The sequence below is a fragment of the Streptomyces sp. NPDC048590 genome (genome assembly GCF_043199535.1).
Classification (GTDB): Bacteria; Actinomycetota; Actinomycetes; order Streptomycetales; family Streptomycetaceae; genus Streptomyces.
In genome coordinates this window covers 798,362-808,186 of sequence record NZ_JBICWC010000001.1, presented here as the reverse complement: position 1 = coordinate 808,186, position 9,825 = coordinate 798,362, and the positions used below count along the sequence as shown (strand labels likewise).

Genomic DNA, 9,825 nt, shown 5'->3' with positions numbered 1-9,825 from the left:
GCTTCAGTGCGCGGACGTGAGTTCGGCGATGTCGGCGAGCATCCGGGCGGTGTCGGGTTCCCGGCCGGTGAAGAGGCGGAAGGAGTCCGCCGCCTGGTAGACGGCCATGCCCCCGCCGTCGAGGGTGGGGCATCCGAGGTCCCTGGCGGCCCGGACGAGGGCGGTCTCCAGCGGCCGGTAGACGACCTCGGCGACCCAGAGTCCCGGGTGCAGCAGCTCGACGGGGAGCGGCAGCCCGGGGTGGGCGGCCATGCCGATGGGTGTGGCGTTGACGAGTCCGTCGGCTCCGTCCGTCAGGGAGGCGATCTGCAGGAGGTCCGCCGCCTCGGCCCGGCCGGGGCCGAAGTGGTGGTTCAGGGAGGCGGCGAGGGCGGCCGCCCGTTCCGGCAGGGCGTCCAGCACGGTGAGCCGTTCCGCGCCGAGGGCGAGGAGGGCGTGGGCGACGGCGGCCCCCGCGCCGCCCGCGCCGAGCTGCACCACGCGTTCGAGCGGCGCGTCGGGCAGGCCGCGGGCGAAGGAGGCGGCGAAGCCGGTCGCGTCGGTGTTGTGGCCGACCGCCCGGTTGCCCTCGAACACCACGGTGTTGACCGCGCCGAGCGCCTCGGCCTGGGGCGAGAGCGCGTCGAGGTGGGCGAGGACCTGCTGCTTACAGGGGTGCGTGACGTTGAGCCCGTCGTAGCCCATGTCCCGTGCGTGGCGGACGAGTTCACCGGCCCGCTCCGGAGGGGTGCCGAGCGCGGCGATGTCGATGAGGCGGTAGAGGTAGCGCAGCCCCTGGCGGTCCGCCTCCCGTTCGTGGAGCGCGGGGCTGAGCGAGGGGCCGATGCCGGAGCCGACGAGTCCGACGAGGTACGAGTGGGAACTCAACGGTTCTCCTCCAGGATCCGGGCGAGGTGGGTGAGCGCCAGGGCGTATCCATGGGTGCCCGCCCCGCAGATGACGGTGTCGGCGACCGCGGACACGAAGCTGTGGTGGCGGAACTCCTCCCGCCGGTGGATGTTCGAGAGGTGGACCTCCACGACGGGCAGCTCCACCGCGGCGAGCGCGTCACGCAGGGCCACCGAGGTGTGGCTGTATCCGGCCGGGTTGATCACGATGCCCCGGTGTCCGGTGCGCGCCTCGTGCACCGCGTCGATGAGTACGCCCTCGTGATTGCTCTGCCGACAGTCGGCGTACAGCCCGTGCGCCGCTGCGGTTCTCCTGCAGAGGAGTTCGATGCCGGCGAGGGTGTCCGTGCCGTACACCTCCGGCTCACGCAGTCCCAGCAGGTTGAGATTGGGCCCGTTCAGCACGAGGACGGGGCCGGGCACGGGGACGCCGGTGGGCGGGACCTGGGGGTTCGGCATCGTTCACTTCCCGTGGAGGCGATTAATGTACGGACTGGTTAGTTAGTCATATCCGAACTCCGCCGCCCTGGGAAGCCCCCCGGCCCGGATCGGCCGGAGGGAAGGGGCGATCTAGAATCGCGAGCACCCACCGTCTGCGCGCGAAGGATCGGGATGACCAGCACCGAAGGAACCGCCCGGCCGGCCCCGCGGACCCGTGACGCGGCGCGCACCCGGGACGAGATCCTCACGGTGGCGACCCAGGAGTTCGCACGGCTGGGCTACACGGGCGCCCGGGTCGACGAGATCGCCGCCCGCACCCGCACCACGAAGCGGATGATCTACTACTACTTCGGCGGCAAGGAGCAGCTCTTCACCACGGTCCTGGAGCGGGCGTACAGCCGGATCCGGGAGGCCGAACAGCTCCTGGACGTCGAGCACCTCGACCCGGTGGCGGCGGTCCGCCGACTGGCGGAGGTGACGTTCGACCACCACGAGGCGCACCCCGACTTCATCCGCCTGGTCAGCATCGAGAACATCCACGAGGCCGAACACATCGCTTCCTCACCGGAGTTGAGCCGTATCGGCTCCCCCGCGATCGAGGTGCTGCGGCGCATCCTGGAGACCGGGCGCGCTTCCGGGCTGTTCACCGCGGACGTCGACGCGGTGGATCTGCACGCGATGATCAGTTCGTTCTGCTTCTTCCGGATCGCCAACAGGCACACCTTCGGGGCGCTGTTCGAGCGGGACCTGGTGGACGCGGACCGCCGCGAGCACTACCGGACGATGCTGGGCGACATGATCATCGCGTACCTGACGGCCGACCGGGCGCTGTAGCCCCCTTCCGCCGCGCAAGGTGCCCCTGACAGTACGGGGCGTACCCCGCGGAACGCGGCGAGCCGGATTTCGCGCGAACTCTTGACACCGGCATCAACTCCTCGCAACATCCGTAGCCATCCGCAATTAACTACCTAGTGCGTTAGTTAGCCGGGTCCGCTCGCCTCTTCCCGCACGGATCGTCCCCGAAGGAGCCCGACGTGACCGCTCACGACCCCGCCGCCGGTCCCCCGTCCCCACCCGAGGCGCAGCCCCGCAAGGCGGCGCTCGCCGCCTGGATCGGCAGCGCCCTGGAGTACTACGACTTCTTCATCTACGGCAGCGCCGCCGCGCTGATCTTCCCCGAGGTCTTCTTCGACGAGTCCGATCCGGCCAACGCCACTCTGCTGTCGCTGGCCACCTTCGGTGTCGCCTACGCGGCCCGCCCGGTCGGCGCGCTCGTCCTCGGGCATGTGGGCGACCGCCTCGGGCGCAAGAAAATCATGGTCTTCACGCTGATGCTGATGGGCCTGTCGACGTTCCTCATCGGCTGTCTGCCCACCCGCGAGCAGATCGGCTCCGCAGCCCCCGTCCTTCTGGTCCTCCTGCGGATCCTGCAGGGCATCTCGGCGGCCGGTGAGCAGGCCAGCGCCAACTCCATGAGCCTGGAACACGCGCCACAGCACCGGCGCGGCTACTTCACCAGCTTCACCATCAACGGGACCCAGGCCGGCCAGCTCATCGCGACCCTGGCCTTCATCCCCGTCGCCGCCCTGCCCGAGGAGCAGTTGCTGTCCTGGGGCTGGCGCATCCCGTTCTGGCTGAGCGTGGCCGTCGCGGTCACCGGCTACGTCATCCGCCGGACCCTGGAGGAGACCCCGGTCTTCACCAAGCAGGCGGCGACCGAGGGCGTCGCGAAGATGCCGCTGGCCGTGCTGCTGCGCGACCACTGGGCCGACGTCCTGCGTGTCGTCGCAGCCGCCGTGATCGCTACGGTCAGCACCGTCTTCACGGTCTGGGCCCTCTCCTACGCCACCAGCGACGCGGTCGGCCTGAGCCGTACGGGGATGCTGTGGGTCGGCGCGCTGGCGAACGTCGTCGCCCTGTTCACCATCCCGCTCTGGGCCAGGCTCTCCGACCGGATCGGACGGCGGCCGGTCTTCCTCGTCGGGGCCGCCGGCAGCGCGGTGGTGATGCCCCTGTACCTGTGGTCGATCTCCACCGGCAGCTACCCCCTGGTGCTGATCCTGGGCGTGCTGGTCTTCGGGGTCGTCTACAGCGCGGCCAACGGCATCTGGCCCTCCTTCTACGCCGAGATGTTCCCCACCCGGGTCCGGCTCTCGGGCATGGCGATCGGCACCCAGACCGGCTTCGCCATCGCCGGGTTCGCCGTGGCCTTCGCCTCGCAGATCGCCGGACCTGACGGCGACAACTGGGCCGGCGTCGCGGTCTTCGCCGCCGCGCTCTGCCTGCCGCCGGTCGTCGCGGCGCTGTCCGCCCGCGAGACCGCGCACGTCCCCACGGAGCGGCTCGGTGAGCGCGACACCGCTCCGGCGGCGGATGCAGCCGTGTCGGTCAAGGCCTGAAGGCGATGGTGCGGGGCGGCTCCCGGGAGCCGCCCCGCACCATCGAAGCGTCCGCCGGGGACCGTCCCGTGACGGCCCCCGGTCAGGCCTTGCTGATCAGGTCTTGCTCCCCCGCCCGTTCAGGTACGGACTCGTCCCCAACCTCCCGCCGCGGCTGTCCGGCATCCACGGCGGGCGCGGGCGGCCGAAGCCGGCGGGGCCCCGCGAGAACGTACGTCAGCCCGAAGCCCGCGGCCACGACGGTCGCGCCGCCGACCGCGTCCAGCACCCAGTGGTTACCGGTGGCGACGATCGCCGAGACGGTGAACAGGGGGTGCAGCAGCCCCAGGACCTTCATCCACGCCTTCGGCGCGAGCAGCAGGATCACCACGCCGCACCACAGCGACCAGCCGAAGTGCAGCGAGGGCATCGCCGCGTACTGGTTGGTGACCGCCGTCAGCGCCCCGAAGTCGGGGCTGTCGAGGTCCTGCGCCCCGTGGACGGTGTCGATGAAGCCGAGCCCCGGCATCAGGCGGGGCGGCGCCAGCGGGTAGAGCCAGAAGCCGAGCAGCGCGAGGACGGTGGCGAAGCCGATGGTGCTGCGGGCCCAGCGGTAGTCGGAGGGCCGCCGCACGTACAGCACGCCGAGGATGGCGAGCGGCACGATGAAGTGGAACGTGGAGTAGTAGTAGTCGAAGTAGTCCCGCAGCCAGGGGATCTTCACGACCGCGTGGTTGGCCCAGTGCTCGATGTCGATGTGCAGCCACTGCTCGGCGGCGTGGATCTGCCGGCCGTGCGCCTCGGCGGTCCCCCGTCCCGCGGTCGCCGCCAGCCGGACCTGCGCGTAGGCGGAGTAGACGACCCGGATGAGCAGGAGTTCCAGCAGCAGGTTGGGGCGGCTGAGCACCCGGCGCCAGAACGGCAGCAGCGGCACCCGGGCGAAACGCGCCGGGACCGGCCGCGCGTACTCCGTGGGAACGGGCCGCGCCCAGTGGGGCGAGGTACGCGACAGGAACGGCACCGCGCAGGCCGCGGCGAGCGCCGTGACGAGCAGGGCGTTGTCCCGCACTGGCAGGACCACACCGACGTTGGGCAGCAGCCACTTCCCCGGCAGGGTGAGCACCAGCACCACGACCGCCGGCCACACCAGCCGGTCCGCGGCACGTGTCCCGACGCGCCCGACGACGGCGAGCAGCACCCAGAGCAACTGGTGCTGCCAGGCGGTGGGCGAGACGGCGACGGCGACGCACCCGGTGACCGCGACGGCCAGGAGCAGCTGCCCGTCCCTCGCGTAGCGGACCGCGCGGCGCAGCCCGAGGAAGATCACGGCGGCGGCCAGGGCCACGAACAGCGCGATCTCCGACGGCCCTTGGAGACCGAAGCGAAGCAGTGCCCCGTGCAGCGACTGGTTGGCCGCGCTGTCCGGGCTCTCCCCCAGCCCGGCGCCCGCCAGGTGGTGCACCCAGTACGCCCAGGAGTCGGCGGGCATCGCCGCCCAGGCCAGGCCGGTGCAGGCGACGAAGGTGACTCCCCCGCTCACCGCGGCCCGGCGCCTGCCGGTGAGCCCGAGGAGGACGGCGAAGAGCAGCACCGCGGGCTGGAGCGCCGCCGCGACGCCGATGAGGACCCCCGGCAGCCGCTCGCCCCGTACGGCGAAGCAGGCGACCAGGACCAGCAGCACCGGGAGGATGCTGGTCTGCCCCAGGAACAGGGTGTTGCGGACGGGCAGCGACACCATGAGCAGGGTGACCGCGACGGGGGCGGCGAGGAACGCGGTGCGCCGGCCGACGGGCGCGGGCAGGGCACGGACGGCGACGAACCCGAGTGCGACGACGAGGAGCAGCGATCCGAAGGTCCACACGACGCCCAGGGCCTGTTCCGCGGAGACCGTCAGCGGTCTCAGCACCAGCCCGGCGAACGGCGTGCCGGTGAAGCGGCCCGGTTCGTAGAGCGATCCCGCGATGTGCAGGACCCCGGTCGCCCCGGTCCAGGTCTCCAGGTCGGTGAGGCGTTCACCGGGCGGGGTGCGCAGCACCACCGCCACCTGCCGTACGGCCAGGACGGCGACGAGCAGCCAGAGGACGGCTCTGGCCGCAGCGGCCCTCGCCCCCGGGTCCGCCGCCGCTTCGCCCCGCACACTGCGCTCCACATCTGTCACGCTGCGCCGACCCTCCTGTTTCCGTCGCACTGTCCCCTCGGCCCGGGTTTGTGCGGATGAAGCCTCGCATTGCCCCATGAGACAGACACCATCAACCCCCTCTTAGCCTGACTGTCGCCACCGATTTGCCGAAAGAATGCCCGAACACCACCGAGGGGCCTCCGTCTGCTCCTGCGTCAGACCTCGTACCGGGGCGTGGCCGCCTGCCAGCCGGCGACGAGGGGGACGTCCGACGCCCCGTCCAGGACGACGACCCCGAAGGGCCGGTCGAAGGCGATGTGCCGGGCGTCCCGTGGTCTCGCGGCACCGGAGCGTGTCGCCACGACCGTGACGGCCGCAGCCTCCACGCCCTCCTCGGCGATCCTCACCACCGCCTCCTGGACCACGGCGGAGAGGTGGAGGCGCACCGGCGAGAGGCCGGAGAGGTCCGCCTCCCGAGGGTCGGTGACCCGCCGCACTCCGAGCGACGGCAGCTGCTCCTCGACCCGTACGTGCGTCCGCAGGGTGAAGCGCGGCAGCGCCAAGGTCACCGGGCCGGACCCGAGCGGGGACCGTGACTCCTCCGGCGCCCAGGCCAGGGGCAGCACCTCTCCCACTGCCCGGCCCGGCTCCCCCAGGACGAATCTGATCCGTGCCGGCGGGGCGCCGTCGGGCTCGGAGCGGCAGCGCAGTTCGACGACGTGTGCCCCGGGCACCGTCCAGACGTCACGCGGGGGGACGGGCGCGTGCATGGTCGCCACCGGCCGTACCGTGCCCGCCGCGTCGGTGAAGGGGAGGTCGCGGGTGAGGGCCGGGTCGAACGCCCGCTCCCAGAGGGCCTTCAAGGCCAGCACGTGCACCAGGGCCAGCGGGGTGCCGTCGTCGAGGGGGAGCGGAAGCCGCGCGATAAGGCCCTGGGTCAGTTCGCGGACCCAGGCGTCGATCTCGGCCGCGCGGGGCGTTCCGAAGGGGACGTCCGGCAGTGAACTCTCGTACTCCGGCAGGAGCGGCACCGTGTTCCACACCCGGGTCGCCAGGGTCAGGGCTCCGGTGCGCCCCCACTCCCGCGCCGCCTCCCCCACCGCGGCGGCGGCCTCCGGCCCGGCCGTGCCGAGGAGGGAACGCAGCTCCCGCGCCGTCTCCGCACGCGCCCCGGCGGCGACCGCGGTCATGGCCAGCCAGAGCCCGGCGGGCGAGCACACGAAGCCGCCCCCGGCGCCCGGCCGTTCCATCTCCCGTACCCACCGCTCCCCGAGCCTCCGGACCGCTTCCGCCCGTGCCGTGTCCCGCATCGCCCACGCCCTCGCATATCGGTTCGTCATCCGTCCGTACGACAGCCAGAATGGCCCGATGACCTGGACCGTGGCCCCCGAACCCGTCGAAGGGCGCGTCGCCGCGCTGCTGCGGCGTGACTACTACGACGAGGTGGCGAGCCGCTACTGGGGCCGGCCGGCGACCGCAGCCGAGATCGACGAGGGCCTCCGGGACGACGGCGCGGAAAGGCTGGCCTCGCCGACGGGTGAGTTCCTCGTGGGCCGTTACGGGGGCCGGCCGGCGAGCTGCGCGGGCCTGCGGCTGGTGGACGGGGCGACGGCGGAGCTGACCCGGGTCTACGTCCGCCCCGAGTTCCGCTCCTCGGGCGGCGGGGGGCTGCTGCTCGCCGGCGTCGAGAACGCGGCGCGCGCCTACGGGGTGCGGCGGATCCGGCTCGACACCCGCGCCGATCTCGTGGAGGCGCGCGGGCTGTACGCGAAGCACGGCTACCGGGAGGTCCCGGCGTTCAACCGGGGGCCGTACGCGGAGCACTGGTTCGCCAAGGAGCTGTGAGCGCGGCACACGTGGCACGGGCCGGGGCCCGCGGGGTCAGCCCGCAGAGTGGTCCCGGCGGGGTTCGGGCATGTGCGGCCGCTCCTTGCTCGACCCGCTGACCTCGGCGGACAGCTCGGTGACCAGCCTGACCAGGTCGGTGGGCCTGTCCGGCCCCCACCAGTCGCCGAGGAGTTCGGCGAGGGATTCCTCGCGGGCCGCGGAGAGCCGTACGACCGCCTCCGCGCCGGGTTCGGTGAGCACCAGTTGCATGCCCTCCCGCCGTGCGAGACCGCGCTCCTCCACCTGCCGGGCGGCCGAGGTGATCACCCTCAGCGGCACGGGGGCGATCTCGGCCAGTCTGCCGGGCTCGACGGTGCCGTGCCGCTTGATGCGCAGCAGCAGCCAGCTGGCAGCGGGTTGCAGGTCGTACCCGGCCTTCGCGGTGATCTTCTCGTAGATCTCCCGGCGCCCCTCGCGGGTGGCGAGCACGGACAGGGCGCGGGCGCATTCGTCGTACGAGGAGCGCTGGACCGGGTTGGAGGCGAGGGTCTCGCTGGTGTCGGGCGCGGTCACCGAGCCGCGCAGCGGCTCCTCCTTCAGGAACCAGGCCAGGACGAAGGCGAGGACCACGACGGGTGCGGCGTAGAGGAAGACGTCGGTGATCGAGGTGGAGTACGCGCTCAGCACCGAGGGGCGCAGGTCCGCCGGGAGGCGGCTGATGGCCCGCGGGTCGGCGGCCAGCGCGGCGGCGTCCACACCGGGCGGGAGCGCCCGGCCGCTGAGCGCCTCCTCGAGCTTCCCGGTCAGCCGGTTGGTGAAGATCGTGCCGAAGACGGCCACGCCGAACGACGCCCCGATGGACCGGAAGAAGGTGGCGCCGGAGGTGGCGACGCCCAGGTCCTCGTAGCCGACGGAGTTCTGCACGATCAGTACGAGCACCTGCATCACCAGGCCGAGGCCCGCGCCGAACACGAAGAAGCAGAGGCTCATCGTCCAGGTGGAGCTGTTCTCGGAGAGCGTGTGGAGCAGCAGCAGGCCGATCACGGTGACGGCGGTGCCCGCGATCGGGAACACCTTCCAGCGGCCGGTCCTGCTGACGATCTGCCCGGAGACCGTCGAGGTGATCAGCAGGCCGAAGACCATCGGCAGCATGTGCACACCGGACATCGTCGGGGTGATGCCGTGCACCACCTGCAGGAAGGTCGGCAGGTAGGTCATGGCGCCGAACATGGCGAAGCCGATGACGAAGCTGATGACCGCGACGAGGGCGAACGTCCGCATCCGGAACAGCTTCAGCGGCAGCACCGGTTCCGCGGCCCGGCGTTCGGCCGCGACGAAGCCGACGAGCAGCACCACGGCGAGGACCGCCAGGACGATGACCTGCGGGGAGCTCCAGGACCAGGTGGTGCCGCCGAGCGAGGCGATGAGGACCAGGCAGGTGGCGACCGAGGCGATGAGGAAGGTGCCCAGGTAGTCGATGGTGTGCTTGGTGCGGCGGACCGGGATGTGCAGCGCCGCCGCGATGACGAGCAGGGCCACCACCCCGATGGGCAGGTTGATGTAGAAGACCCAGCGCCAGCTGAGGTGCTCGGTGAAGAAGCCGCCGAGCAGCGGGCCCAGGACGCTGGTCACGCCGAAGACCGCACCGAAGAGTCCCTGGTACTTGCCGCGCTCGCGCGGGGTGACGATGTCTCCGACGATGGCCATCGACAGCACCATCAGCCCTCCGCCGCCGAGCCCCTGGAGAGCGCGGAAGCCGATCAGCTGCGGCATGTTCTGGGCCATCCCGCAGAGCGCGGAGCCGATGAGGAAGATGACGATGGCCGTCTGGAAGAGCTTCTTGCGCCCGTACTGGTCGCCGAGCTTGCCCCAGAGCGGGGTGGCCGCGGTGGCGGCCAGCATGTAGGCGGTGACCACCCACGACAGATGGTCCAGGCCGCCCAGCTCGCTGACGATCGTGGGCAGCGCGGTGGAGACGATGGTCTGATCGAGTGCGGCGAGCAGCATTCCGAGGAGCAGTGCCCCGATGGGCACCAGGACGTTCCGCCCGGACCGCCCCGTCGCTGCCGGCAGGGGTGGCGGGCTCATCTGCTGGGCCATGGACATCTCCTCGGGTCCGCTTCAACCCCATCCTGGCCGCTGTGTGCCGTTATGGCCTGCCGAGCGGCGGTAC

General features: G+C 71.9%; 8 protein-coding genes. 3 read left to right on the top strand and 5 right to left on the bottom strand.

Annotated features, from left to right (window positions below; all coding sequences use genetic code 11):
- Positions 1-3: 3 nt before the first annotated feature.
- On the bottom strand, positions 4-867 hold the full coding sequence (locus ACGFNN_RS03480) for a shikimate dehydrogenase (RefSeq protein WP_393552444.1): 864 nt from the start codon (positions 865-867) through the stop codon (positions 4-6).
- A complete protein-coding gene (gene aroQ / locus ACGFNN_RS03475; protein ID WP_393552441.1) occupies positions 864-1,346 on the bottom strand; it encodes a type II 3-dehydroquinate dehydratase in 483 nt (160 codons plus the stop codon). The genes ACGFNN_RS03480 and aroQ overlap by 4 nt, the downstream gene beginning before the upstream one ends.
- A 153-nt stretch (positions 1,347-1,499) precedes the next feature.
- On the opposite strand from aroQ, the gene ACGFNN_RS03470 reads away from it, so the two are divergent.
- On the top strand, positions 1,500-2,162 hold the full coding sequence (locus ACGFNN_RS03470) for a TetR family transcriptional regulator (RefSeq protein ID WP_362674458.1): 663 nt from the start codon (positions 1,500-1,502) through the stop codon (positions 2,160-2,162).
- Positions 2,163-2,362: 200 nt separating this feature from the next.
- Positions 2,363-3,727, top strand: a complete 1,365-nt coding sequence (locus ACGFNN_RS03465) for an MFS transporter (RefSeq protein WP_393552438.1) — start codon at positions 2,363-2,365, stop codon at positions 3,725-3,727.
- 82 nt (positions 3,728-3,809) lie between these two features.
- On the opposite strand, the gene ACGFNN_RS03460 is transcribed toward ACGFNN_RS03465, so the two are convergent.
- Positions 3,810-5,864 carry a bifunctional glycosyltransferase 87/phosphatase PAP2 family protein gene (locus tag ACGFNN_RS03460; RefSeq protein WP_393552435.1) on the bottom strand — a complete coding sequence of 685 codons (2,055 nt, stop codon included), beginning with the start codon at positions 5,862-5,864 and terminating at the stop codon, positions 3,810-3,812.
- Between the two features lie 176 nt (positions 5,865-6,040).
- On the bottom strand, positions 6,041-7,165 hold the full coding sequence (locus ACGFNN_RS03455) for a serpin family protein (RefSeq protein ID WP_393552432.1): 1,125 nt from the start codon (positions 7,163-7,165) through the stop codon (positions 6,041-6,043).
- A 28-nt stretch (positions 7,166-7,193) separates the two neighbouring features.
- Here ACGFNN_RS03455 and ACGFNN_RS03450 point away from each other — a divergent pair, with 28 nt between their 5' ends.
- Complete coding sequence (locus tag ACGFNN_RS03450) at positions 7,194-7,670, top strand: GNAT family N-acetyltransferase (protein WP_393552429.1); 477 nt, start codon at positions 7,194-7,196, stop codon at positions 7,668-7,670.
- Positions 7,671-7,706: 36 nt separating this feature from the next.
- Here ACGFNN_RS03450 and ACGFNN_RS03445 read toward each other — a convergent pair whose 3' ends face one another.
- Positions 7,707-9,752: an MFS transporter gene (locus tag ACGFNN_RS03445; protein WP_393552426.1), complete on the bottom strand. Its 2,046-nt coding sequence runs from the start codon at positions 9,750-9,752 to the stop codon at positions 7,707-7,709.
- Positions 9,753-9,825 lie beyond the last annotated feature (73 nt).

Excerpts from the sequence above, each read along its gene's own strand:
- ACGFNN_RS03450 (WP_393552429.1), top strand. The coding sequence starts at position 7,194 with ATGACCTGGACCGTGGCCCCCGAACCCGTCGAAGGGCGCGTCGCCGCG.
- ACGFNN_RS03470 (WP_362674458.1), top strand. The coding sequence starts at position 1,500 with ATGACCAGCACCGAAGGAACCGCCCGGCCGGCCCCGCGGACCCGTGAC.
- ACGFNN_RS03445 (WP_393552426.1), bottom strand. The coding sequence starts at position 9,752 with ATGGCCCAGCAGATGAGCCCGCCACCCCTGCCGGCAGCGACGGGGCGG.
- ACGFNN_RS03455 (WP_393552432.1), bottom strand. The coding sequence starts at position 7,165 with ATGACGAACCGATATGCGAGGGCGTGGGCGATGCGGGACACGGCACGG.
- aroQ (WP_393552441.1), bottom strand. The coding sequence starts at position 1,346 with ATGCCGAACCCCCAGGTCCCGCCCACCGGCGTCCCCGTGCCCGGCCCC.